30 protein-coding genes are annotated in these 23,534 nt (G+C 64.3%); 15 read left to right on the top strand and 15 right to left on the bottom strand.

What is annotated here, in order from left to right:
* Positions 1 to 69 precede the first annotated feature (69 nt).
* The 4 genes from CVM73_RS40340 to CVM73_RS17010 form a co-directional block, all read right to left on the bottom strand.
* Positions 70 to 231: a hypothetical protein gene (locus CVM73_RS40340; RefSeq protein ID WP_167406885.1), complete on the bottom strand. Its 162-nt coding sequence runs from the start codon at positions 229 to 231 to the stop codon at positions 70 to 72.
* Between the two features lie 67 nt (positions 232 to 298).
* Positions 299 to 1,324: an aldo/keto reductase gene (locus tag CVM73_RS17000; RefSeq protein ID WP_167406886.1), complete on the bottom strand. Its 1,026-nt coding sequence runs from the start codon at positions 1,322 to 1,324 to the stop codon at positions 299 to 301.
* A gap of 115 nt (positions 1,325 to 1,439) precedes the next feature.
* Positions 1,440 to 1,730, bottom strand: a complete 291-nt coding sequence (locus CVM73_RS17005; RefSeq protein ID WP_245452317.1) for a hypothetical protein — start codon at positions 1,728 to 1,730, stop codon at positions 1,440 to 1,442.
* 51 nt (positions 1,731 to 1,781) lie between these two features.
* Positions 1,782 to 2,738, bottom strand: a complete 957-nt coding sequence (locus CVM73_RS17010) for an AraC-like ligand-binding domain-containing protein (RefSeq protein ID WP_100233093.1) — start codon at positions 2,736 to 2,738, stop codon at positions 1,782 to 1,784.
* 189 nt (positions 2,739 to 2,927) lie between these two features.
* Here CVM73_RS17010 and CVM73_RS17015 point away from each other — a divergent pair, with 189 nt between their 5' ends.
* On the top strand, positions 2,928 to 3,944 hold the full coding sequence (locus tag CVM73_RS17015) for a carbon-nitrogen hydrolase family protein (RefSeq protein ID WP_100233140.1): 1,017 nt from the start codon (positions 2,928 to 2,930) through the stop codon (positions 3,942 to 3,944).
* Positions 3,945 to 3,971: 27 nt separating this feature from the next.
* Positions 3,972 to 5,009: a phenylacetaldoxime dehydratase family protein gene (locus tag CVM73_RS17020; protein WP_100233094.1), complete on the top strand. Its 1,038-nt coding sequence runs from the start codon at positions 3,972 to 3,974 to the stop codon at positions 5,007 to 5,009.
* A gap of 4 nt (positions 5,010 to 5,013) precedes the next feature.
* Here CVM73_RS17020 and CVM73_RS17025 read toward each other — a convergent pair whose 3' ends face one another.
* A complete protein-coding gene (locus tag CVM73_RS17025) occupies positions 5,014 to 5,652 on the bottom strand; it encodes an HAD family hydrolase (RefSeq protein ID WP_100233095.1) in 639 nt (212 codons plus the stop codon).
* A 157-nt stretch (positions 5,653 to 5,809) separates the two neighbouring features.
* Here CVM73_RS17025 and CVM73_RS17030 point away from each other — a divergent pair, with 157 nt between their 5' ends.
* From CVM73_RS17030 to tsaA, 4 genes are all read left to right on the top strand, one after another.
* Complete coding sequence (locus tag CVM73_RS17030; protein WP_245452320.1) at positions 5,810 to 6,694, top strand: lytic transglycosylase domain-containing protein; 885 nt, start codon at positions 5,810 to 5,812, stop codon at positions 6,692 to 6,694.
* A 230-nt stretch (positions 6,695 to 6,924) separates the two neighbouring features.
* Positions 6,925 to 7,665: an AzlC family ABC transporter permease gene (locus tag CVM73_RS17035; RefSeq protein ID WP_100233141.1), complete on the top strand. Its 741-nt coding sequence runs from the start codon at positions 6,925 to 6,927 to the stop codon at positions 7,663 to 7,665.
* Positions 7,662 to 8,012, top strand: coding sequence for an AzlD domain-containing protein (locus CVM73_RS17040; RefSeq protein WP_100233097.1), 351 nt, complete (start codon positions 7,662 to 7,664; stop codon positions 8,010 to 8,012). Before CVM73_RS17035 ends, CVM73_RS17040 begins: the two co-directional genes overlap by 4 nt.
* Before the next feature lie 32 nt (positions 8,013 to 8,044).
* Complete coding sequence (gene tsaA, locus CVM73_RS17045) at positions 8,045 to 8,536, top strand: tRNA (N6-threonylcarbamoyladenosine(37)-N6)-methyltransferase TrmO (protein WP_100233098.1); 492 nt, start codon at positions 8,045 to 8,047, stop codon at positions 8,534 to 8,536.
* Between the two features lie 123 nt (positions 8,537 to 8,659).
* Here the strand turns inward: tsaA and CVM73_RS17050 are convergent, their stop codons facing one another.
* From CVM73_RS17050 to CVM73_RS17065, 4 genes are all read right to left on the bottom strand, one after another.
* Positions 8,660 to 9,088 carry an HIT family protein gene (locus CVM73_RS17050; protein WP_100233099.1) on the bottom strand — a complete coding sequence of 143 codons (429 nt, stop codon included), beginning with the start codon at positions 9,086 to 9,088 and terminating at the stop codon, positions 8,660 to 8,662.
* A 58-nt stretch (positions 9,089 to 9,146) separates the two neighbouring features.
* Positions 9,147 to 10,403 (bottom strand): GNAT family N-acetyltransferase, encoded by a 1,257-nt coding sequence (locus tag CVM73_RS17055; protein WP_100233100.1) that lies wholly within the window; start codon positions 10,401 to 10,403, stop codon positions 9,147 to 9,149.
* 201 nt (positions 10,404 to 10,604) lie between these two features.
* Positions 10,605 to 11,351 carry a glycerophosphodiester phosphodiesterase gene (locus CVM73_RS17060; RefSeq protein WP_100233101.1) on the bottom strand — a complete coding sequence of 249 codons (747 nt, stop codon included), beginning with the start codon at positions 11,349 to 11,351 and terminating at the stop codon, positions 10,605 to 10,607.
* Between the two features lie 5 nt (positions 11,352 to 11,356).
* Positions 11,357 to 11,824 carry a RidA family protein gene (locus CVM73_RS17065; protein WP_100233102.1) on the bottom strand — a complete coding sequence of 156 codons (468 nt, stop codon included), beginning with the start codon at positions 11,822 to 11,824 and terminating at the stop codon, positions 11,357 to 11,359.
* Between the two features lie 232 nt (positions 11,825 to 12,056).
* Between CVM73_RS17065 and CVM73_RS17070 the strand changes: the two genes are divergently transcribed.
* The 4 genes from CVM73_RS17070 (at position 12,057) to CVM73_RS40345 (ending at position 14,366) form a co-directional block, all read left to right on the top strand.
* The gene (locus tag CVM73_RS17070) at positions 12,057 to 12,902 is read left to right on the top strand and encodes a cell envelope integrity EipB family protein (RefSeq protein WP_158237574.1); all 846 of its coding nucleotides are present in this window, start codon (positions 12,057 to 12,059) and stop codon (positions 12,900 to 12,902) included.
* A 262-nt stretch (positions 12,903 to 13,164) separates the two neighbouring features.
* Positions 13,165 to 13,566 carry a RidA family protein gene (locus CVM73_RS17075; RefSeq protein ID WP_027573608.1) on the top strand — a complete coding sequence of 134 codons (402 nt, stop codon included), beginning with the start codon at positions 13,165 to 13,167 and terminating at the stop codon, positions 13,564 to 13,566.
* A gap of 138 nt (positions 13,567 to 13,704) precedes the next feature.
* Positions 13,705 to 14,001, top strand: coding sequence for a hypothetical protein (locus CVM73_RS17080; RefSeq protein WP_100233104.1), 297 nt, complete (start codon positions 13,705 to 13,707; stop codon positions 13,999 to 14,001).
* 209 nt (positions 14,002 to 14,210) lie between these two features.
* Positions 14,211 to 14,366, top strand: a complete 156-nt coding sequence (locus CVM73_RS40345) for a hypothetical protein (protein WP_008548553.1) — start codon at positions 14,211 to 14,213, stop codon at positions 14,364 to 14,366.
* Between the two features lie 11 nt (positions 14,367 to 14,377).
* Here CVM73_RS40345 and CVM73_RS17090 read toward each other — a convergent pair whose 3' ends face one another.
* Together CVM73_RS17090 and CVM73_RS17095 are read right to left on the bottom strand one after the other, a co-directional pair.
* Positions 14,378 to 15,667 carry a DNA polymerase IV gene (locus CVM73_RS17090; RefSeq protein ID WP_100233105.1) on the bottom strand — a complete coding sequence of 430 codons (1,290 nt, stop codon included), beginning with the start codon at positions 15,665 to 15,667 and terminating at the stop codon, positions 14,378 to 14,380.
* The gene (locus tag CVM73_RS17095; protein ID WP_100233106.1) at positions 15,664 to 15,975 is read right to left on the bottom strand and encodes a DUF3572 domain-containing protein; all 312 of its coding nucleotides are present in this window, start codon (positions 15,973 to 15,975) and stop codon (positions 15,664 to 15,666) included. The genes CVM73_RS17090 and CVM73_RS17095 overlap by 4 nt, the downstream gene beginning before the upstream one ends.
* A gap of 239 nt (positions 15,976 to 16,214) precedes the next feature.
* On the opposite strand from CVM73_RS17095, the gene CVM73_RS17100 reads away from it, so the two are divergent.
* Positions 16,215 to 16,580, top strand: a complete 366-nt coding sequence (locus tag CVM73_RS17100) for a response regulator (protein ID WP_027547216.1) — start codon at positions 16,215 to 16,217, stop codon at positions 16,578 to 16,580.
* 14 nt (positions 16,581 to 16,594) lie between these two features.
* On the top strand, positions 16,595 to 17,968 hold the full coding sequence (locus tag CVM73_RS17105) for a PleD family two-component system response regulator (RefSeq protein WP_100233107.1): 1,374 nt from the start codon (positions 16,595 to 16,597) through the stop codon (positions 17,966 to 17,968).
* Between the two features lie 298 nt (positions 17,969 to 18,266).
* Here CVM73_RS17105 and CVM73_RS17110 read toward each other — a convergent pair whose 3' ends face one another.
* The gene (locus tag CVM73_RS17110) at positions 18,267 to 18,875 is read right to left on the bottom strand and encodes a TetR/AcrR family transcriptional regulator (RefSeq protein ID WP_100233142.1); all 609 of its coding nucleotides are present in this window, start codon (positions 18,873 to 18,875) and stop codon (positions 18,267 to 18,269) included.
* Between the two features lie 129 nt (positions 18,876 to 19,004).
* Here CVM73_RS17110 and CVM73_RS17115 point away from each other — a divergent pair, with 129 nt between their 5' ends.
* Complete coding sequence (locus tag CVM73_RS17115; protein WP_100233108.1) at positions 19,005 to 20,243, top strand: MFS transporter; 1,239 nt, start codon at positions 19,005 to 19,007, stop codon at positions 20,241 to 20,243.
* Positions 20,244 to 20,400: 157 nt separating this feature from the next.
* Here the strand turns inward: CVM73_RS17115 and CVM73_RS17120 are convergent, their stop codons facing one another.
* From CVM73_RS17120 to rpmG, 3 genes are all read right to left on the bottom strand, one after another.
* The gene (locus CVM73_RS17120) at positions 20,401 to 21,666 is read right to left on the bottom strand and encodes an acyltransferase family protein (protein ID WP_100233109.1); all 1,266 of its coding nucleotides are present in this window, start codon (positions 21,664 to 21,666) and stop codon (positions 20,401 to 20,403) included.
* A gap of 209 nt (positions 21,667 to 21,875) precedes the next feature.
* Positions 21,876 to 22,394, bottom strand: coding sequence for a hypothetical protein (locus CVM73_RS17125; protein ID WP_146006605.1), 519 nt, complete (start codon positions 22,392 to 22,394; stop codon positions 21,876 to 21,878).
* Between the two features lie 199 nt (positions 22,395 to 22,593).
* A complete protein-coding gene (rpmG, locus tag CVM73_RS17130; RefSeq protein WP_007603295.1) occupies positions 22,594 to 22,761 on the bottom strand; it encodes a 50S ribosomal protein L33 in 168 nt (55 codons plus the stop codon).
* A 226-nt stretch (positions 22,762 to 22,987) separates the two neighbouring features.
* On the opposite strand from rpmG, the gene CVM73_RS17135 reads away from it, so the two are divergent.
* Positions 22,988 to 23,254: a type II toxin-antitoxin system Phd/YefM family antitoxin gene (locus CVM73_RS17135; protein ID WP_100233143.1), complete on the top strand. Its 267-nt coding sequence runs from the start codon at positions 22,988 to 22,990 to the stop codon at positions 23,252 to 23,254.
* Between the two features lie 4 nt (positions 23,255 to 23,258).
* Positions 23,259 to 23,525 carry a Txe/YoeB family addiction module toxin gene (locus tag CVM73_RS17140; protein ID WP_100233111.1) on the top strand — a complete coding sequence of 89 codons (267 nt, stop codon included), beginning with the start codon at positions 23,259 to 23,261 and terminating at the stop codon, positions 23,523 to 23,525.
* The last annotated feature ends 9 nt before the right edge of the window (positions 23,526 to 23,534 follow it).

Consider the following 23,534-nt stretch of genomic DNA (forward strand, 5'->3'; position numbering starts at 1 on the left):
AATCGGACTCTGCCAAGTGGCCGAGTATTGCGCCAACAGGGCAGGACCGCGATGGTTCCGGAACCGCCGTCACCAGCGCGCGGTCGCCTTGCCCCAGACATAGAGGGCGATGAGCCCGAGCGTCACCGCCGTCGATAAGATCAGGATGCGGCGATCCCAGTCGATCCTCTCTCGCTCAGCCCTTCTGAGAGAGAGCACCGTGAACAGGGCCTTCATGGCAAGTCGGCGCATCGGCAGCCTCGCGAGGGCCGCAGGGTGCCACGGCCGACGGAAGCGGGCTTGATGCAGCTCAACTGCCCTACACCGCCGGCGGATTGCGGTCGATGAAGGTCGTGCGCTGGTGCCAATAGGGATAGGGTAGCGTCACCTTGCTCGCGGCGTCGAGCCTTGCCACCTGGTCCTTGGTCAAGGACCAGCCGACCGCGCCGAGATTTTCGCGCAGCTGAGTCTCGTTACGCGCGCCGATGATCAGCGTCGAAACGGTGGGGCGTTGGAGCAGCCAGTTGAGCGCGATCTGCGAAACGCTCTTGCCGGTTTCCTTCGCGATCTCGTCGATCGCGTCGACCACACGATAGACATGCTCATCCGGCACGGGCGGGCCGAATTCGGCGGTCTTGGGCAGCCGGCTGACTTCCGGCTTCGGCTGACCGCGCCGGATCTTGCCGGTGAGGCGTCCCCATCCAAGCGGCGACCAGACCACCGCGCCGAGGCCCTGGTCGAGGCCGAGCGGCATCAGCTCCCATTCGTAATCTCGCCCGATCAGCGAATAATAGGTCTGGTTGGCGACGTAGCGCGGGAAGCCGTGCTTGTCGGCGACGGCGAGCGACTTCATCAGGTGCCAGCCCGAGAAATTCGAGACGCCGACGTAGCGGATCTTGCCGGCGCGCACGAGCACGTCGAGGGTGGCAAGCACCTCCTCGGGCGGGGTGAAGGCGTCGAAGCCATGGAGCTGGAACAGGTCGATGTAATCGGTGCCGAGCCGGTTCAGCGAACCGTCGATAGCCGCAAGCAGATGCTGCCGCGATGAGCCGATGTCATTGGGGCCGTCGCCGAAGCGGAACGTCGCCTTGGTCGAGATCAGGACCTTGTCACGGCGGCCCTTGATGGCTTCGCCGAGCACCCGCTCGGACTCGCCGAGCGAATAGACATTCGCTGTGTCGAACATCGACACGCCGGCCTCGAGGCAGATGTCGAGAAGCCGCCGCGCTTCGGTCGCGTCCGTCGTGCCCCACGCTGCGAGGCGGCCGACGCCGCCGAAGGTGCCAGTTCCCAGGCTCAAAGCAGGCACCATGAGGCCGGACCGGCCCAAGCGTCGGTATTCCATCGATTGGCTCCCTGGCTGACCGCTGATTGATCGCCGCGGCTCGGTGGCGGAGGATAGTGCAAGCAGGCGCCGCGTCCTATCACGTGCTCACATAGCGGCCTTGCTTGGGAATGGCCTAGTCGTGCAGCCGCATGTCGTCGAATGCTGCATCGGCAACGTGCGAGCCGGGTGTCTTCACCAAAGATTGAGCTTCGAGCCTCGTCGTCGGTGAGGGCAAGCACGCGGGTTCGCTGTCACGCGTTTGCCGCGGCAGCAGCGTCAGGCTCCAGCCCACCAGGACCAGCACCGCGAGCCGGATCGCGATCACACCCAGCAACAGCTCCGATCCGCTTGTGGTGTGGTGAGTCCTCATGTGCGCCAGCCTGATGCAGGCCACCAGGCAAGACAATCTGGAATTGGCGAGCATTGCCTTCGCTGGTAGCGAAGGCTCGGGATGATGGCTGACTGAAATGAGATCTCAGTGCCGCAACTGGCTCTGCCGGAAGTCGCGCGGCGACATCCCGAAATGCTCGCGGAAGACGCGGCCGAAATGCGAGACGTCGTTGAAGCCCCAGGCAAACGCGATCTCGCTGATGTGGCGATGGGCGAGCACGGGTGAGGCGAGATCACGCCGGCATCGGGCGAGGCGTTCGGCAAGGATATGGCGCTGGAAAGAGGTGTCCTCGTCGGCGAGGAGGTCGTTGACGTAACGCGGCGAGATGCCGAGCGCGGCGGCGGTCTCCCCGAGCGAGAGATCGGAATCGGAGAGATGCGCGCGGATGTGCGCCTTCAATCGGTAGAGCAGGGCCGAGCGGTGGGTCGAGGACGGCAGCGAGGTCTCGCCGAGCCGCTCGCTCAGCGTCATCGCAAGGAGATCGACGGCTTGCTCCGACAAGGCGGCGGCGTTGTCAGGTGCCAGCCGGTCCGCGCTCTGGCAGAGCCTGAAGATGAAGTCGTAGGCGAGCCGCTCCAGCGGGGCGTCAGTGCCGAACGAGATCGCGGTCAGCGTCTCGGTGCCGCCGAGCCGGCGCCGCAGCATCTCGCGTGGGACCTTGAAAATGGTCTGCGTAAAACTGTCGTTGAACTTCAGCTCGTACGGGCGCGTGGTGTCGTAGAGTGCGAACTCGCCGGGATGGATCACGGTCTCGCGCCCGTCCTGCACCACGCCGCCGTCGCCGCGATTGCCGAGCGCGATGAGAACAAAATCCTGATCCGAGCGGGCGATGCGCGAGGGCGTGCGGAACACGTGCTGGCGGTCGGAGCAGACATCGGAGCAGACGGCCTTGCCCAGTGAGGCTTGCGTCACCGAGCCATGGAAAGCGCTGCCGAGGTCGGACTTGCAGTCGAGCCCGACGAAGACGTCGCAGACGATGTCCTGCCAGAGGGCGAGCCGCCGGTAGCCGGGGCTGCCGTCCGTCGTGAACTGGATTGGCATCTGGAGAGCCTCCCTTTCACACCCTGCAAAATCGCCTGGGATCCAGCCTGACCGGAGGCAAATCCCGTACCGGTCGGAAGCGCGTCCAGTCGAGTTTTTGTTCCGCTGCGGTCGAGCGCCCGACCGTCCGGCTTGGCCAAATAGACTGCATCGGACGTGGCTTCCGATCAACCGGCAATGGAGGCGGCAATGGGCATCGAACATCCGAAATACAGGGTTGCGGTGGTGCAGGCGGCGCCGGCCTGGCTCGATCTCGACGCCTCGATCGACAAGTCGATCGCGCTGATCAGGGAGGCCGCGGAAAAGGGCGCCAAGCTGATCGCCTTCCCCGAGGCCTTCATCCCCGGTTACCCCTGGCACATCTGGATGGACTCGCCGGCCTGGGCGATCGGCCGCGGCTTCGTGCAGCGCTATTTCGACAACTCGCTGTCGTATGACAGCCCGCAGGCCGAGCGGCTGCGCGAGGTCGTACGCAAGGCAAAGCTCACCGCCGTGATCGGCCTGTCCGAGCGCGACGGCGGCAGCCTTTACCTCGCGCAATGGCTGATCGGCCCTGATGGCGAGACCATCGCCAGGCGCCGCAAGCTGCGGCCGACCCATGCCGAGCGCACCGTCTATGGCGAGGGCGACGGCAGCGACCTCGCCGTGCATGCGCGGCCCGACATCGGCCGCCTCGGCGCGCTGTGCTGCTGGGAGCATCTCCAGCCGCTGTCGAAATACGCGATGTACGCCCAGAACGAGCAGGTCCATGTCGCGGCGTGGCCGAGCTTCTCGCTCTACGATCCGTTCGCGCCGGCGCTCGGCGCCGAGGTCAACAACGCCGCTTCGCGCGTCTACGCCGTGGAAGGCTCCTGCTTCGTGCTCGCGCCTTGCGCGACGGTGTCGCAAACAATGATCGACGAGCTCTGCGACCGCCCGGACAAGCACGCGCTGCTGCATGCCGGCGGCGGTTTTGCCGCGATCTATGGTCCCGACGGCAGCCAGATCGGCGACAAGCTCGCACCGGACCAAGAGGGGTTGCTGATCGCCGAGATCGATCTCGGCGCCATTGGTGTTGCCAAGAATGCTGCCGATCCCGCCGGTCATTATTCACGGCCTGACGTCACGCGGCTGCTGCTCAACAAGAAGCCGTACAAGCGCGTGGAGGAGTTCGCGCTGCCGGTGGATACGGTAGAGCCGACTGATATCGCCGCAGCGGCGAGTTGATCGCCCGATCACAGGGAGGGCTTGGTCATGGAATCCGCAATTCCTGCGCATCTCGAAACCCCACGCACGCGCCACAAGCGCGTGCCGGACGATTACCAGCCGCCATATCCGTCCTTCGTGGCGCGCTACAAGCCGGCCGTGAGCCGCGTCGTGATGGCCTATTTTGGCATACAGTATCACGGTGAGGCGCCGACGGCGGCGACGGGCGCACTAAAGGAAATCGCAGGGCTCTTCGCGGGCGTGGGCGGCCCGTCGCATTGGGACCGCGCGCACTACGTCGACCAGGCCGGCCGCGAGAATATCGTTTCCGTTGCTTATTGGGACGACGTTGCACGCTTTGATGCCTGGTTCGCGCCGGCGAGGGAGGCGTGGACCGGCCGGGTGCGCGAGGACCTCGGCACCTTCATCGAGGTGCTGCGTCCCGCTGTGGCGCGGCACGAGACACTGTTCTCCTCGCCCGACCGGCCCGAGGGCGTCGCCGTAATCGCCGACGGCATGAGCGGCGAGGTGCAGGAGCACGCCTATTGGGGTGGGATGCGTGACCGTATCCCGCTGTCGCAGGCCGATGCGATGGCGCCTGGTGGCGCGCCTGAGCTGATCCGCGACGGCGCGCGGCTGCGCGTGAAGGGCCATGACAATCTTTGCCTGATCCGCTCCGGGCAGGACTGGAGCGATACCGAGCCGTCCGAGCGAAAGCTCTATCTCGACGACGTCGAACCGGTGCTACGCGAGGGCATGGACTTTCTGCGCGATGATGGCCTCGCGATTGGCTGCTATGCCAACCGCTACATGCGGGTGCTCGCGGCCGACAGCGTCAGCGAGAAGTCCTACGGTCAGAGCTGGTGGAAGAGTCTCGCCGCGCTCGAACGCTGGGCGGAGTCGCATCCGACCCACGTCAAGATCTTCGGCGCGGCTATGAAATATCTGTCGACGCTCGGGCCGTCAGCCAAGCTGCGGCTCTATCACGAGGTGACGGTGGCGGCCGCCGACGAACAGTTCTTCGAATATCTGAACTGTCACCCAAAGACGGGCATGCTGGCGGCGGTGGAGACCGTCGGAGCCTGATCGACTAGGTCATGCAATGGCCGAGCAATTCGGGATGCGCCGCGCAGATGTGATGCGCGCCGGCGTCCCGCAGCTCGGCCTCGCTGCCATAGCCGTAGAGCACGCCGATGGCGGTCATGCCGTTGGTGCGGGCGCCGACCACGTCATGGCTGCGGTCGCCGATCATGATCGCACGCTGCGGATCGACCTTGGCCTCATTCAGCGCATAGCGGAGCAGATCGCGCTTGTCGACGCGCGTGCCGTCGAGCTCGGAGCCGAACACGCGCTCGAAATACGGCTTCAGGCCGAAATGATCGACGATGCGGGTGGCGTAGACAGCGGGCTTGCTGGTCGCCACGAACATGCGCTGACGTGTCGCTGCGAGCGACGATAATGTGTCCGTAATTCCGCTGTAAGCCTCGTTCTCGAACAGGCCGATATCGCTGAAGCGCTCGCGATAGAGCAGCAGTGCACGGTCGGCGAGCTCATCGGTTCCGGTGAGTTTTTTCAGGCTCCCAAGCAGCGGAGGGCCGATGCACCAGGTCAGTTCGTCCTCGCTCGGCACCGAAACGCCGAGCCGTTCCAGTGCATACTGGATCGAGCGGGTGATCCCGGGCTTTGGGTTGGTCAGCGTGCCGTCGAGATCAAAAAAGATTGTCACCATCAGGCGGGACCTGTGTTGATACTGCCGTCTGTTGCTAGTTGGCTGGGGTTCCAAGTCAAGGTCCGATTTGTCCGATAGCATCAATGCCATGCGAATAGCTCGGGTTATCGCGGTCTTGTGCCAAGCCCTCGTGCTGTCGCCGGCGCTCGCAGAGGAGATGCCGGCCCCCGCCGCGCCTCCCAATACAGAGGAACCTGCGAAGCCGGCGGAGAAACCGAAAGACGCCCGCGAGAGTGACACGCAGGAGTCGATCTGCCTGATCGTGGAGGCGGCCGCGCGCGATGCCAATCTCCCGCTCGAGTTCTTCGCCCGGGTGATCTGGCAGGAAAGCCGCTTCCAGGCCGATGCGGTAGGCCCCATGACGCGCAACGGCGAGCATGCACAGGGGATCGCGCAGTTCATGCCGGGCACTGCGAGCGAGCGCGGGCTGCTCGATCCGTTCAATCCGGTGCAGGCATTGCCGAAGTCGGCGGAGTTCTTGAACGAGCTGCGCAACCAGTTCGGCAATCTCGGCCTTGCGGCGGCCGCCTACAACGCAGGTCCGCGCAGGGTGCAGGAATGGCTCGCCGGCACCGGGCCGATGCCGGAGCAGACCCGCAACTATGTCTTCGCCATCACCGGCACGAGCGTCGATGCCTGGGCCAAGGCAGGCAGCACCGGCAAGGGACCGCCGAGCTCGCCGCCGACGAGCTGCCGTGATCTCATGGCGCTGCTCAAGCGTGCTCCCAATCCGTTCGTCGCCGAGCTCGAGCAGCATGTGGAGCTTGCCGCCGCAAAGATCTGGGGTGTGCAGCTCGCGGCCGGCTTCGACCGCAACAAGGCGCTGGCGATGTATTCCCGGGCCGTCACGAAACTGAGCGCCGTGATCGGCGAGCGTGATCCCAGCCTGCTAAGCTCGGTGATGCGCAGCCGCGGCACGCGCGCCTTCTACCAGGTCCGCATCGGGGCGGATACCCGAGCCGAGGCTGATGATTTGTGCAACCGCATCCGCAAGGCGGGTGGCGCCTGCTTCGTGCTGAAGAACAAGGGGGTGAGCGGGTAGGGGCGCGTCTCTCTCTACTCGTCATTCCGGGGCGCGACGAAGGCGCGAACCCGGAATCCATCGTGCAGCGATCTCTGTGGCCTGATGGATTCCGGGCTCGCGCCAAGTGGCGCGCCCCGGAATGACGGCTGGGTGTGAGGTGCATGCCAGCCCCGCCGCGCGATTCCTTGACGCGCGGCGCCGCATTGCCCGTTATGCGGGCACCATTCCTCACCCCGGCCAAAACCTCCGTGGCGCTTCCTCCGCTCGATTCACCTCAATGGCAAAGTCCGTGGCGCGCCTTTGCGTGGGGACTGCGCTCGATCACGCAGACGATCCTCACCATCGTGCTGTTCGTGACTTATCTCGGCATCGGCGCGCTCGCCCATGACACCCATTTCAGCCTGCTCTGGGCACTCTGCTCGACGCTGTTCGTCTGGGCAGGACCGGCGCAGATCATTTTGATCACCACGCTCGGCTCGGGCGCCACTATCATCCAGTCGGCGATCGCGGTGACCGTCAGCGCCATCCGCCTGTTTCCGATGGTGGTCTCGGTGCTGCCGCTGATGCGCACCCCGGCGACGAAACGGCGCGAGCTGATCTTCGCCGCGCATCTCACCGCCGTGACGCTGTGGGTCGAGTGTCACCGTTTCCTGCCGCAGGTGCCGCGCGAGCGGCGCATCGCCTTCGTGCATGGACTCGGCTGCGGCCTGGTCTCGGTGTGCCTCACCGCCAATACGGTCGGCTATTTCCTCGCTGCCAACCTGACGCAGACGCTTGGCGCGGCGATCCTGCTGTTGACGCCGCTGTCGTTCCTGTTCTCGACCGCACGCAACAGCCGCGAGGTCGCCGATGTCGTGGCGCTGACGCTCGGGATTTTGCTTTATCCGCTGGCGGCGAAGATGAATTCCGGTCTCGACATCCTCGTCAGCGGCGTAGTGGCAGGCACGATCGCGTATGGTGTGCATTGGTGGCGGGAGGTGCGCGCATGAGTTTTGCGCAAGCGATCGGCGACTGGCACGCGCTCGCCGTGCTGTTCGTCGCCGGCGTCGTTCCCAACCAGATCTGGCGCATGCTGGGCCTGTGGTTCGGCGGCGGCATCGACGAGGGCTCCGAGCTATTGGTCTGGGTGAGGGCGGTCGCCACCGCGATCCTGGCCGGCGTCATCGCCCAGATCGTGGTCGAGCCACCGGGGGCGCTGGCCACCGTGCCTGACGTTCTGCGCTATGGTGCGGTCGGTGCCGGGCTCGTCGTCTTCCTGCTGCCCCGCCGCTCGATCTTTGCGGGCGTTGTCACGGGCGAAGTCTTCATGCTGGCCGGCAAGTGGTGGTTGGGCTAAAACCGCCGGCGAACAGCCAAGGAACTGGACATATGGTTCGCGAACAGGAGCTCCGCGAGGGCGAGGTCGCCATCGAGCTGCCGCCGGCGCAAGATGCCGGCCTCGTCTTCATCGGCCGCATCCGTACCCCCTGGACGTCGCGGCTGGAAACGCCGCGGCAGGGACGGCAGGATGGCCCGATATGCCGGCTCGAGATCTTCGAGCCGTTCGTCCCGGCGATCAAAGGCGTCGATTTCTACAGCAATCTCGAAGTGCTCTACTGGCTCGACCAGTCGCGCCGGGACATCATCCTGCAGAGCCCGAAGAACAACGAGAAGACCCGCGGCACGTTCTCGCTGCGCTCACCGGTGCGGCCCAATCCGATCGGCACCTCGATCGTGAAGCTGGTCGGTATCGAGGGCAATGCCATTCTGGTGCGCGGGCTCGATTGCATCGACAACACGCCGCTGATCGACATCAAGCCCGATCGCTGCGAGTTCACGCCGCTGGCCGCGCCGCAGTCAGGGGATTTCCAGACCGAGTGAAATCTCTCCTTCGTCATTCCGGGGCGACGCGAAGCGTCGAGCCCGGAATCCATCGAGCGGCGGAGATGGCGGTGAAATGGATTCCGGGTTCGCGCTGCGCGCGCCCCGGAATGACAAAAAGAGCTACCCCGCCTTCAACGCCGCGATCAGCTTCGCCGCGTGCTCTTCCAGCACCTTGGCGTTTTCCTTGCGGCTCGCCGGCGGCAGCATGGCGACGCCGTCGTGGCGCGGCATCACGTGCACGTGGAGATGAAAGACGACCTGTCCGCCGGCGGGCTCATTGAACTGCTGCACAGTGATGCCGTCGGCGTTGAACGCCTTCATCGCGGCTGCTGCGATCTTGTGCGCACCGCGCGCGACATGGGCGTAGTCGTCGGGCTTGATGTCGAGGATGTTGCGGGCAGGGGCCTTCGGGATCACCAGCGTGTGGCCGGGGACGCGCGGCATGATGTCGAGGAAGGCGAAGACGTGCTCGTCCTCGTACACCTTGTTGCAGGGCAGCTCGCCGCGCAGGATCTTTGCGAAGATGTTGTTGGTGTCGTAGGCGGTCATGATAACTCCGGCGGCTCCTCGAGATTTTGCGCTTACTGTCACCAGCCAGGGCAAACCGTCAAGGCGCCTCGTCGGCGCCTTTGCGGAACGGGCCGAGCTCGGTAAGCTCCCGTCCGGCCTCCGCGACATAGGCGCGCTCGCGCTTGAGGTAATCGTCGATGGCGCGGCGCAGGCCGGGATCGGCGATGAAATGGGCCGAATGGGTGGTGCGCGGCAGGTAGCCGCGCGCGATCTTGTGCTCGCCCTGCGCGCCGGCCTCGACATGCTTCAGGCCGTGTTCGATCGCGAAGTCGATCGCTTGGTAATAGCAGACCTCGAAATGCAGGAACGGATGATGCTCGACCGCGCCCCAGTTGCGGCCGAACAGCGTGTCCGAGCCGATGAAGTTGATCGCGCCCGCGATCCAGCGATTGTTGCGGCGGGCCATCACCAGCAGCACGTCCTCGCTCATGGTCTCGCCGATCAGCGAGAAGAACTCGCGCGTCAGATACGGCCGTCCCCATTTGCGCGAGCCGGTCTCCATGTAGAACATGAAGAAGGCATCCCAGGCGTCCTCGGTGATGTCCTTGCCCGTGAGCCAGTGGATAGTGATGCCGGCGGCGAGCGCATCGCGCCGCTCGCGTTTGATCGATTTGCGGTGGCGGGAGTTCAGCGTCGCCAGGAAATCGTCGAAGCTCGCAAAATCCTCGTTGTGCCAGTGAAACTGCTGGTCGGTGCGCTGGAGGAAGCCGTGCTCGGCGAGCAGCTTCCATTCTGTCTCCCGCGCGAACGTGACGTGGACCGAGGACGCCTTGCTGACGCCGCAGAGCGCCACCAGCCCGCTCGCCAGCGCCTCCGTGATGCGCTCGGGGTCGTCGCCGTCGCGGACCAGCAGCCGCGGTCCCGTCGCGGGGGTGAAGGGGACCGAGACCTGGAGCTTGGGATAGTACCGCCCGCCGGCGCGCTCATAGGCATCCGCCCAGCCGCGATCGAAGACATATTCGCCTTGCGAGTGCGATTTCAGATAGCAGGGCACGACACCGGCGACGCGGCCATCGACCTTGGCCACGAGATGCCGCGGACCCCAGCCGGTGCGGATCGTGGCCGAACCCGATTTCTCGATGGCGGATAGAAATGCGTGCGAGACGAATGGGTTATAGGCAGGTCTTGAGAGCCCGAGAGAATCGCCTGGAGGAGCGGATGAGGTTCCCGCGCCACGACCGTTGCAAGCCTTCTGGTTAAAGGTCTTGCCGGGATTGGCGCAGGCGTCCCAATCCTCGGGCGAGATGTCGCCAATGGACGGTACGGCCTCGAGCGTAATTTCGGATGATGCCATTGCGCCCAAGATCGTGCATCGCAGCAGCGACTTCAAGGGGCGGGAACAGGCGGGCTCTCATGCCCCGGACGCGGCGCAGCGCTCCTTTAGCGGTGCGCCGCAGAGCCGGGGCCCATGCCGCAGCGGATTCGTGGAGAGATGGGTCCCGGCTCTGCGCCCCAACGCTGACGCGTTGCTGCTTGTCCGGGACACGGGCAAGCCCTACGGCACGAACCCCTCGAAGATCATCTGGTCCGCATAGCGCCCGACCCGGGTCCGCTGCTCCGGGGTGCGGACGGTCCAGCCGAGCAGGGCGCAGCCGAACAGGTTGCGCGCGATCCAGGGCGCAGGGGCCGGGAGGTGATCGACCTTGAAGGCGACGAAATGCGGCTGGGTCTGGAAGCCATGGCGCAGGTACAGCATGCCGTCGCGCTGCTCCTGGGTCAGCTTGGCCCAGTACTCATCCTCATAGGTCCGCTGCGCGACGATGCCGCGCGGGCGCGAGGGCAGCAATTCGCGCAGCGCCAGCACCTGGTCGGGATCGAACGACATGCCGACGGCGGGGCCGTCATAGGACGCCAGCACCTCCGCCATCCGCTTCACCAGCTTGCGGTCACCACCAAAGTGGCTCTTCACCTCGATCACCAGGGGCACGCGGCCGGCGACCATGGTGCAGAGGTCGGGGAGCGACATCATCCGCTCGTCGGTGTCCTTGAACTTGACGGCCTTCAGCTCCGCCGCGGTCTTTGAGATCACGTCACCGCTGGCCTCGGTAAGGCGGCCGAGGGCATGGTCGTGATGCACCATGGCCTCGCCGTCGGCCGAGAGCTGGATGTCGACCTCGATCGAGAAATTGCCCGCGATCGCAGCCCGGACCGCGCCCGGCATGTTCTCGACGATGCCGCGCGAAATGTCGTGCAGGCCGCGATGGGCGACCGGCCGGGCTGTCAGCCAATCCGGAGCGCGCATGCGCGTCAGGCGACCTCGAACACGCCGTCCACCTCGACCGCCGCATCCGCAGGCAGCGAGGCGACGCCGACGGTGGTGCGGGCGTGGCGGCCCTTGTCGCCGAAGGCGGCGACCATCAGGTCGGAGGCGCCGTTGAGGACCTTCGGCCCGTCCAGGAAGTCCGGCGCCGAGTTGATGAAGCCGCCGAGGCGGACCACGCGCACGACCTTGTCGAGATCGCCGAGCGCCGCCTTGACCTGGGCCAGCAAATTGACCGCGCAGCCGCGGGCCGCCGCGGCGCCGTCTTCGATCGAGACGCCGGCGCCCAGCTTGCCCTTGGCGATCAGCTGGCCGGCGGGGTCGAAGCAGACCTGGCCGGAGACGAACAGCAGATTGCCGGTGCGCACGAACGGGACGTAGTTGGCGACGGGGGTGGGGGCCTCATGCAGCTTGATGCCCTGTTCCGCCAGTTTCTGCTCGACCGTGCCCGCCATGTCCGACCTCGTTGTCCAAAATCATTCGCCCCGGCGCGTCCGTTTGAAGGCCGGGCGGCCCTGTTTCGCCCATCGTGCCGTCACATGCAAGCAACCCGAGCGGGCTGCATTTTGTTGAGGCGGGGGAGGAGGTTCGACGTAGAAGCCGCAACTTTACGTGAAACGGCCTCAGTTGCGACGCAATGGAACGGTCATTAAAATGTCGAATCTGCGCATTCCCCAAGGACCAGACATGGTGCACCTTTTCCGGACTTCGCTCGGTGTGATGGCGCTCGCGGCGGCCAGTTTCGGCCTTGGCGATGAGGCGCGGGCCGCCAACGGTCCGTTCCTGGCGCATCAGGCGCTCTATGATCTCAGCCTCGTCAAATCGCGCTCCAACTCGGTCAACAGCGCCCGCGGCCGCATCCTCTACAATTTCGCGGGGAGCGCCTGCGAGGGCTACACGTCCGAATTCCGCCAGGTCTCCGAGCTCGACAGCGGCGAGGGCAAGGTCACGCTCAGCGACCTCCGCTCCAATTCCTGGGAGGATGCCGCCGGCAAGAGCTACCGCTTCAAGATCGAGACCCGCATGAACGAGGCGGATGCCGGCCGCGTCGACGGCTCGGCCGAGCGCGACGGCGACCACATCAACGTCAAGCTGAAGCTGCCGGCGCCGAAGACCTTCACCCTCGACGGCAAGATCGTGTTCCCGACCGAGCAGATCCAGCGCATCATCGCCGCCGCGAAAGAAGGCAAATCGCTGCTCGAGCTCTCCGTCTATGACGGCTCCGACGACGGCCAGAAGGTCTACAATACGCTGACCGTGATCGGCCAGCCGATCCCCGCCGACCGCGCCACCTCGTCCGATCCGTCGACCTCGGACGAGCACATGAAATCGCTGAAGCGCTGGCCCGTCACCGTCAGCTATTTCGACCGCGACGCCCAGCAGAAAGAGGGCGAGCAGACGCCGGTCTATGCGATGTCGTTCGAGCTCTACGAGAACGGCGTCTCGCGCCAGCTCGTGCTCGACTACAACGATTTCGTCATCTCCGGCGCGATGGGCAAGTTCGACATCAAGGACAGCAAGCCCTGCAATTGAGGGCGGTCGGACTCATCGCACTCCAATCTATCACCGTCACCCTGAGGCGCGCGTCCTGCGGCTTGCCGCAGGGCGAGCCTCGAAGGGCGACGGCCCCGCTGCATCACCACGGCCGTACATCCTTCGAGGCTCCCCGCACGGCGCTTCGCACCGCGCAGCTCGCACCTCAGGATGACGGAGCAAGAGTGGTGCGTGTTGCATCTAGCTCTCGTCATAGTCTCCAGCTACGCTGCTCCCAACCACAAACATCCGGGAGCCAGCCATGCCCAAGCTCGACCATCTCCGCCCCAGCGGCCTGCATCACAACCCCGCTTATTCCCACGTCGTCACCGCCTCGGGCGCGCGCACCATCTACATCTCCGGACAGGTCTCGACCGACGAGGAGGGGCGGATCGTCGGCGAGGGCGATATCGCCGCGCAGACGACGCAGGTGATGCAGAATCTCGGCCTGGCGCTGAAGGCGGCCGGGGCGAGCTATTCCAACATCGTGAAAATCACCACCTTCGTCGTGAACTACAAGCCGGAGCTGCGCCCCATCATCGGCAAGGCCCGCTCGGCCTTCTTCGAAGGCATGGAGCCGCCGGCCTCGACGCTCGTCGGCGTCTCCGCGCTCGCCGCGCCGGAATGGCTGATCGAGATCGAGGCGGTGGCGGTCGCGGATTGAGGTGATGTCGCGTTGCGCGATGGGTTTCTCGCGAAACCCATCAGTGCCGGAAAGCGGATTTGAGGGGGATCGCTTCGTTTCCCTATCCTACGAACTACGCTCGCCGCGCAGGAATGGCTGATCGAGATCGACGCGCCAATGATTGAACGCATTTTGATCGTCGACGGGATGTTGTCTGGCACCGGAATCCGCGACGGCTCCGCTGGAGGTTATCTCGATCCCTCTAGAATTGGGATATCCAGGGATTTGGCAAAACGGATATCGAAGTGGGTGGCTGACTACGAGAATGCCCACTACTATCAGTTTAGCGACACGGCCAAGAACGAAGAATTGGACGAGGAGGGCATCGCGATCGCACAGCAACTGCAACGTGAGAGTCCCGACACCCGCGTTGAGTATTTCTCAAATGCTAAAATGCTGAAAATAGCGATCTAGGTCTTAGGATGGGTGGAGTCCGGGCGAAACCCATTACCCTTTGTCGGCGGACAACGATCAAGTGATCCCGCGGCGACAGAGTTTTGGCAACATACCTTTGTATATCTCCTGTAATCCTTCTCATACGCTGAGCTTACGCTGGTACAATTGAGCGACGGCGGGAGATTCTTACAATTTGAGTCCACTCGGGTCACTGCGAGGAAGCTCAAATGAACGTCGTCATTCGTAAGCTCAACGGCTTGTGGCACCTCATCGTCGGGTCTTGTCAGATCCGAACGCCGTTCCTGGAAACTCAGGATCGGCAACTGGTCGTTCAGTATGCCCGGCGCGCCTATCCGGGTGCACGGATCTTCGAACGCGACTGAGTTGAGCGGGATCACCCCTGCGCCTTGTCCGGCCCATCATAGGCAATGCCGCGGATCACCGCGGCACTGCCGAACTTCTTGCGCAGGCTGTCCACCGCGCGTTCGGCGTGTGCGGCACGGCGGTCGAGCATGTCGGTGTCGTCGCTCGCCGATCCCTCGCGCAGCGCGCTGACGCCGGCGCCCATCAGGCGGAAGGCGGTGCCGTCGATCTCCCTGGCCAGCATCTCGCGGCAGATCGAGAAGATCTTCGCGGCGAGCTGCGTCGGGGCCGCAATCGACTGCGAGCGCGTGCGCTGGCGGAAATCGGCGGTCTTCAGCTTCAGCGTCACGGTCGAGCCGGCGAGCTCGCTGCTCTTCAGCCGCGACGAGGTCTTCTCGCACAGCCGCCACAGGATTTTTTCCAGCGTCGCGAAATCGCGGATGTCGGTCTCGAAGGTGGGCTCGCTGGAAATGGTCTTGGCGCCGCGATCCGGTTCGACGCGGCGGTCGTCGATGCCGCGGGCGAGCCGCCAGAGCCGGCGGCCGTCGCTCGGAAACTGCCGCATCATCTCGATCTCGTCGGCCTTTTGCAGATCGGCGATGATGCGGAAGCCGCGCTGAACGAGGCGCTCCTGGGTCGCTGGTCCCACGCCGAAGATGAAGCCGACCGGCTTGTCCGCCAGCATCAAACGCGCTTGCTCCTGATCGAGCGTCGCAAAGCCGCGCGGCTTGTCGAGGTCGGAGGCGATCTTGGCCAGGAACTTGTTGCAGGACAGGCCGACCGAGACGGTGATCCCGATGTCGCGCTCGACCTCGCGGGCAAAGCGCGCCAGCACTTTTGCGGGGATCATGCCATGCACCCGTTCGGTGCCGGAGAGGTCGAGGAAGGCCTCGTCGATCGAGAGCGGCTCGACCAGCGGCGTCAGTGCCTGCATGGCCTGGCGCACCTCGCGGCCGACCCGGACATACTTCGCCATGTCCGGGCGGATCACGGTCGCATGCGGGCAGGCTTCCAGAGCCTTGAACATCGGCATCGCCGAGCGCACGCCATAGGTGCGCGCGATGTAGCAGGCGGCCGACACCACGCCGCGTTTTCCGCCGCCGATGATGACGGGCTTGTCGGCGATGTCAGGATTGTCGCGCTTCTCGACCGTCGCATAGAAGGCGTCGCAGTCGATATGGGCGATGGTCAGGCCTGCCAGCGCGCGATGGCGGACGAGGCGAGGGGATCCGCAGGCGGAACAGCGCCGCACGCCCATATCCAGATCGGCCAGACAATCCCGGCAGAAGCAGCGGGGCCCGGCCGCCTCTAGGTCGCTCACGGCACGTCGCGCTCCCAGGAGGGGGCGCCGAGCGCATCGCCGAGGACCTGCCGCGCTGCGGCAACGTTGGTCGGATGCAGTTCCGCGGCCTGCGCAAAGGCCTTCACGGTGGCGTCATCGCGCAGCACGAAGTCGAGCACGCTGAGGAGGAAATTCGGGTCCGCGGCGGCATTGCGGAGGGTCTCCGGGCCGACCCCTGTCTCGGCCAGGAACAGGCCCAGCCGCTCGGGGTCGCCCGCGACAAAGGACAGGGCCTGAATCGCAACGATTTCAGCGACTTCGCGGGGGTTGTGAACAGGCTTTTTCACGGGCCCAGTTTGCCTTTCCGTTAACTTTCGGTGTCTACTTTGCATCATGCCCGAGTCTCCGCCTCGAGTCTTGCGATCCCGGGGCAAGCAACTGGAAACCACATCGCAGAAAGTCGACCCTCGGGTTTAACGAAACTCAAGCGAATCTGAGGCTAGTTTGAATCCAGTTTTCGAAGCGCCGGGGAGCGGCGTCTGAGGCGTCACATGTACCGGTCCTTCGGACCAATCAGGAGGGCGGGATGGCTAAGACCGTCCTGATCGTGGAAGACAACGAGCTCAACATGAAGCTCTTCCGCGACCTGTTGGAGGCGCACGGCTACCAGACCACAGGCACCAGCAACGGCTACGAGGCGCTCGACCTCGTTCGCAAGATGCGGCCCGACCTCGTGCTGATGGATATCCAATTGCCGCAGGTCTCCGGGCTCGAGGTGACGCGCTGGATCAAGGATGATCCGGAGCTGCGCGCCATTCCCGTCGTCGCGGTCACGGCCTTCGCGATGAAGGGCGACGAAGAGCGCATCCGCGAGGGCGGCTGCGAAGCCTATTTGTCCAAACCGATCTCGGTCGGCAAATTCATTGAGACGGTCCGGCGTTTCATCGGATAGGAAGTGAGTTCACAGTGTCCGCGCGTATCCTGGTCGTCGACGACGTCCCCGCCAACGTCAAGCTGCTCGAAGCCCGCCTCTCCGCCGAATATTTCGACGTGATGACCGCCTCGAACGGCACCGAGGCGCTGGCGATCTGCCACCGCGCCGAATGCGACATCATCCTGCTCGACGTGATGATGCCCGACATGGACGGTTTTGAAGTTTGCCGCCGCATCAAAACCGATCCGGCGACGCATCACATCCCGGTCGTGATGGTGACCGCGCTCGACAGCCCGTCCGACCGCAACCGCGGGCTCGAGGCCGGCGCCGACGATTTCCTGACAAAACCCGTCTCCGATGTCGTGCTGATCGCGCGGGTGCGTTCGCTGACGCGGCTGAAGATGATGACCGACGAATTGCGCATGCGCGCCATCACCTCGCTCGAGATCGGCATGCAGGCACCCGAGCGCAGCGCCGTCGCCGACACCGGCAAGGGCGGCCGCATCCTCCTGGTCGACGATCGCGAGTCCTCCTATGAGCGGCTGGCGACGATCCTCGCCGCCGAGCACACCATCGACGTCGAGCCGAACCCGACGGAGGCGCTGTTCCACGCCGCCGAGGGCAATTACGACCTCCTGATCGTCTCGCTCGACCTCAACAATTTCGATGGCCTCAGGCTCTGCAGCCAGGCGCGCTCGCTGGAGCGCACGCGCCACGTGCCGATCCTCGCGATCGCCGACCCCGAGAATTCGACGCGGCTGCTGCGCGGCCTCGAGATCGGCGTCAACGACTATCTGCTGCGGCCCATCGACAAGACCGAGCTCTTGGCGCGCGCCCGCACCCAGATCCGCCGCCGCCGCTACACCGATCACCTGCGCGACAACGTGCAGAACTCGATCGAGATGGCGATCACCGATGCGCTCACCGGCCTGCACAATCGCCGCTACATGGAGAGCCATCTGGCAACGCTCGCCGAGCAGGCCGCGACCCGCGGCAAGCCGCTGGCGCTAATGATCCTGGACATCGACTACTTCAAGTCGATCAACGACAATTACGGCCACGACGCCGGCGACGACGTCCTGCGCGAGTTTGCAGTGCGCGTGCGAAAATCGATCCGCGGCATTGACCTCGCCTGCCGCTACGGCGGCGAGGAGTTCGTCATCGTGATGCCGGAGACCGATCTCCACGTCGCCGGCATGGTCGCCGAGCGCCTGCGCCGCTCGATCGCGGGCGAGCCGTTCGCGATCCACAAGGGGGCGAAGCGCATCGAGGTCACGATCTCGATCGGGCTCACCACGCTGGAGCAGAAGGGCGAGGCGGTCGCCGACGTCCTCAAGCGCGCCGACACCGCGCTGTACCGGGCCAAGCACGACGGCCGCAATCGGGTGGTGTCGCAGGCGGCGTGAAGCCGCTGCGAAACAAAAAGTTGCGAAAACAACCCCATGCACAGTAGCCGGCGTGAGCCGGATCAATGGGTTACGCGGGTGGCAATCAGGCTTGTGCTGGCGATAGTGCCGTTTGACTTGTCGGGCAAAACAGGAGCATGTTGGTAGGATCACGATGGCCCTACAAACTCGGCTGTCATTCCCCGCGCAGGCGGGGAATCCAGTACGCCGCGGCCTCTCGGTTCAATCACAGCTGCCTCTGGAATACTGGATCACCCGCCTTCGCGGGTGATGACACCGAAAGAAACGGCGACAGTGATTATCGTGGCGCGAGCTTGCGCCGTTTGACCGGCTTCGGCGCATCATCCCCCACATCCACCCCCGCATTGCGCAACAACACCTTTGCCGCTTCCTTCGCGGCGCGGGCCATTGCGGGGTCGTCGCGGACGAGGTCCTGTGCGATGGAGCCGTCGACCAGCAGCACGAGCTGCGTCGCCAGCGCATCGGCGTCGGCAACGCCGAGCTCGATCAGGCGGTCGCGAAACCAGAGGCGGCGGCTTTCCTTGAAGGCGATCGCGATCTTCTTCACGGCGCGGTCCGTAGGACCGAGCTCGGCGACCGCGTTCACGAACGGGCAGCCACGAAAATCCTTGGCCGCAAAGCGCCGCTCCAGCGAATCGAAGGTGGCGAGGATCTGCTCGGCCGGCGGCTTGTCGGAGGGGCGCTGAGTGACGAAGCGGCGCTCGAGATATGCCGCGATCAGCGCGTCCTTGGAGGGGAAGTGGTTGTAGAGCGTGCGCTTGGAGATGCCGATCTCGGCCGCGATGGTGTCGACGCCGATGGCGCGAATGCCTTGCAGATAGAACAGCTTGTCGGCGGTCTCGAGGATCCGCTCTTTCATCGTCTGTGGGGCGGGCAGGGGAGCCATGCGGTAGCGCGCGTCCTCTTCGCTTGACAACACCGCCCAATCATAGCCTAAGTACACAGGTCTGTGTAACCAAAATTCAACGCATGAGCAGACGACGGCACGCGTGCCGCGCCGCCGAGGGAGAAGAATATGCCCCTGTTGCAGGTCCTGCGTCCGACATTGCCGATCCTGATCGGCGCCTCGATCATGCTGACGCTGAGCATGGGACTGCGGCAGTCGCTCGGCATCTTCATGCAGCCGCTGACGCATGACATCCACATTTCGATCTCGGATTTCACGCTGGCGCTGGCCGTGCAGAACCTCGCCTGGGGCTTCCTCCAGCCGCCCGCCGGCGCGCTCACGGTGCGCTACGGCTTCCGTCCCATCATGATCGCGGGCGCGCTGATGTACATTGCAGGGCTCGCGCTGATGGCAATCGCGAACGGGCTTCTCAGCATCATGATCGGCGCCGGCGTGCTGATCGGGACGTCGCTGGCCTGCACCGCAGCCGCGATCGCAATGTCGGTGGCGGCACGTGCGGTGCCCGAAACGGTGCGCTCCACCGTGCTCGGCATCGTCTCCGGTGCGGGCTCGCTCGGCGCGCTCTTGTCGGCGCCGATCGGGCAGATGCTCAACGAGGGCTTTGGCTGGCGCATTGGGCTCGCCGGCTTCGTCGTGATGTCGGTGCTGATGATCCCCGCCGCCTGGTATGCCGGGCGCGTTGACCGGATCCCGCTGCCGAAGCCGGCGGCCGACGAGATCGACGACGCCACGGCCGCGACCGCGGCGAGGACCGCGTTCGGCAATGCGTCCTTCGTGGTCATGACCTGTGCCTATCTCGTCTGCGGCATGCAGCTCGTGTTCCTCACCACGCATCTGCCGTCGTACCTGGCGATCTGCGGCCTCGATCCGATGCTGAGCGCGCAGACGCTCGGCATGATCGGCGGCTTCAACGTGCTGGGCTCGCTGTTCTTCGGCTGGGCCGGCCAGCGCTGGAACAAGCTGGCGCTCTTGGGCGGCATCTACATCCTGCGCTCGCTCGCGCTCGCCTGGTACTTCATGTTGCCGGCGAGCCCGTTCTCGACGCTGCTGTTCGGCGCGATCATGGGCTTCCTCTGGATGGGCGTCGGCCCGCTGGTCGCGGGCGCCGTCGCCGAGATGTTCGGCCTGCGCTGGCAGGCGATGATCCAGGGCCTTGCCTTCATGAGCCACCAGATCGGCAGCTTTCTCGGCGCCTACGGAGGAGGGGTGCTCTACGACGCGCTCGGTTCCTACACCATGGCCTGGCGCATCGGCGTCGCGCTCGGCCTGGCCGGCGGCATCGTGCAGGTCGCGTTCGCGCTTGTCAGGCCGTCGCAGCCGCCGGCGCCGGTGCTGAAGGCGGCATAGAGCGTCTGGGCTTGTTTGTATCTCTCCGTCACCCTGAGGTGCTCGCCTCTTCGGCGAGCCTCGAAGGGCGACGGCCCGGCTGCATCTCGGCCGTTCATCCTTCGAGGCTCTCCGCGCGATGCTCTGCATCGCACGGCTCGCACCTCGGATGACGGAGTTAGGTCTTGCGGGCGGCGCAAACGGACAGAGCTACCGCGACCTTCGCCTTCACCGGGATGGGCAGGGGAAGACGTAGCCCGCGTGCGAGCGCCGAGCGCCTGGATGCGGGCTGCCGTTTCGGCAGCTGTCCGAAATGGGCGAGGGTGTGAATCAGCACGGACCTGACGGCTGGCTCGATCTTCGCGCAGATGAGCCAGCAGATCAGGACAAGGCAGCCCAGCGCGACCCACACGGCCGAGGTTGCATCGAGGCCTGAAACGACCAGGGCACGGATGATCGCAGCGCCAATGACGTTGTGGGTGAGATAGAGCGGGTAGGTGATCAATCCCAGCGTTCTCAAATAGGTCGGTGCTTCAGGGGAGGCGGCGCCCGCAGAGTGCCTGTTTCTCTTCGCGGCAAGGGCAATGAGGAGCACCGCGGCCGCCCAGACCATGATCGGCACGAGGGCTGATTGATCCGCGATAGAGGGTATCGACGTCAGGAAGAAGGAAGCGAAGAAATAGATTTCCGCGGAGCCCGAAAGACAGGTGACGGCAACGGCGACCTGTTCCAGCGCCGTCAATTGCCTGTTCGCGGAAATGAACAGCCAGATCCCCAGCGCAAAGAAGCAGCCATGGCTCAACAGGAATGCCGCGCAGGGGACCCGAAACATCAGGATGACGAGATAGGGCAAGTCAGATGGCGTCGTGCATGACGCGACCAGCAGCGCGACGACGTTGAAGATTGCGCTGTAGATGGTGAGGCCAAAGGCCAGGTGCCGCAAGGTGATCTTCCTCGTGAGCATCGCGCAGAACACGAGGCCGTAAAACGCGGTCTCGGCCGCCAGCGTCCAGTAGACCTCGTCAAGCCATTGACCCGTGACGCCTTTGGGCACCATCAGCATGGCGTGGATGTAGGGCAGAATGATTTCGGACGCTGGCCCACTCCCGAAGAGAAGCAGGACGAGCAAGGTCGCGGTGGCGCACACCCAGACCGCCGGATAAAGCCGGAGTGCGCGACCGAGCAGAAACGCGCCCGGCGAGGATTGGCTCGCGGAATTCGCGATGACGAAACCGGAGATGACGAAGAAGATCTCGACGCCGACCCAGCCGAACCACGTGAAGGGCGCCGCGGACGGGTACAGAACATCGGCGGCGACGTAGCGCTCGAAGCCCGGGACGCCGATCGACACCCAGGCCCAGGACCAGAACATCTGGTGGAAAATGGCGACTCCGAGCGCGGCAGCGAAGCGCAGCGGATCCAGCAGGGACAAATGGCTTTTCACGGCAATGGACCAGATTCATGCAGCGATCCCGCTGGAGATATTGAATCCGGTCATGGCGCTCTGCGAGGTGAGTCACACTTGCTCTGCCGCTGTCGCATTCGAGAGGGGGCACCTGCTTCTGATCTTTTGCGGGCTGTCGTAGTGCGTTTAGCCGACAATCGCTTGCGTCTCGGGGCGGCAACGCCACTCGCGCTCACAAGCAGGAGTTATCACCGTTGCGGCGCCGAGAGCTCGTAATTGATGCAGTCCATCTTGATGTCGTATGGACCCTCATGGATGCCGTTGCTGACCCAGCGAAACACCTTGCGGTACTTGGTTGTTTGCTGAGAGCGCGGCAGGCTGCCGGGTGGACGGTAAACATCCGCGATCGTTTTGGACGATATCTCGGTCAATGTCAGCTTCTCGTCGGGATTCCCTTCGCGCTTGAACACCATCTCTTTGTCGAGACCCGAATTGATGTCGATCGCCTCGAATTTCGAGATCAGGAGGTCATCGTTGACAGCCTCGAGCAACGGCCCGTTCACCCACGCCTTCGGCAATATCACAAGCGACGACCGGCTGAAGACGACGACCGGTGCATCGCCACTCGGTAGCACGCCTCGGCAACCATAGCGCCATTCGCCGGCAGTGCTCGGCGAGGTCATGGCAATGAAGGTGATTGCAATCACGCCCCGCAGGATGCGGCAGGCAGGACAAGCTCTCGCGACGGCAGACATCGGGCTCGGCATGGGGTGGTTTCCAAGGGATCAGCCCTTGGTCGCGCCGCAGCGGCCGAATGTTCATTCTCCGTGGCCGGAGGGCGAATTTCCGTGCTGCTGGTTCGTCCGACCGGCTGTCATGCCCGATGAGGCACTGCCCCTCAGACCTCCGCACAAAATAAAACGGGGCCCGCAAGGGCCCCGCAAAGCTTCATCGCTTGCCGCGATCTTACTTGATCTTGGCTTCGCGGAATTCGACGTGCTTGCGCGCGACCGGGTCATACTTCTTCTTGACCAGCTTGTCGGTCATGGTGCGCGAATTCTTCTTGGCGACGTAGTAGAAGCCGGTGTCGGCCGAGGACACGAGCTTGACCTTGATGGTGACCGCTTTGGCCATGTTCTGAACCTCAGAAAATTGGGGAATCTGGAGCCGGCCAAACGGCCCGCGTTGGCCGGCAACCTAGCCAGAAACGACCCGATGTCAAGGTTTTAGGGTGGAAGAACCACTCAAATCGGGCCTATCGGGCGTTAAAGAGCCGCCGCTTCATCGTCGCTCTTGTACGAAGTTCTGTACGATGTTATGTACAATTATATGTACAATGCGTGGGGAGGAGACCAAAGCCATGGCATCTGTTTCTTACTCGGAGCTGCGGGGAAATCTCGCGGCTTACATGGACCAGGTCTGTGATGATCGAGCCCCCCTCTTGGTGACGCGCCAGAATGCCCGCAGCGTGGTGATGATCTCAGAGGAAGAATACGAGGGCCTCATCGAGACGGTTCACCTTTTGAAGAGCCCAGCCAACGCCGCACGCCTTCTACGCTCCATTGAGGAAGCCGACCAAGGCAAGCTCGTCGCGCGTGAATTGATCGAGCCTACTTCGACCGGCTAGGCGCATGTTGATCGCCTGGACCGAGCTTGCCTGGCAAGACTATTTGCAATGGCAAAAAGAGGACGAAAAAATCCTCGCGACCATCAACGATCTCATCAGGGACATCAAAAGAGATCCGTTCAGGGGGCTCGGGAAGCCTGAGCCCCTCAAACATGATCTGCGCGGTTGGTGGTCTCGCCGCATTACGGGCGAGCATCGGTTGGTGTATCGGCTCCAGGGCAAAGACGACGCGCAGCAACTCGTCATCGCCCAATGCCGATACCACTATTGAGCACTCCGA

It is taken from the genome of Bradyrhizobium forestalis (genome assembly GCF_002795245.1).
GTDB lineage: Bacteria > Pseudomonadota > Alphaproteobacteria > Rhizobiales > Xanthobacteraceae > Bradyrhizobium > Bradyrhizobium forestalis.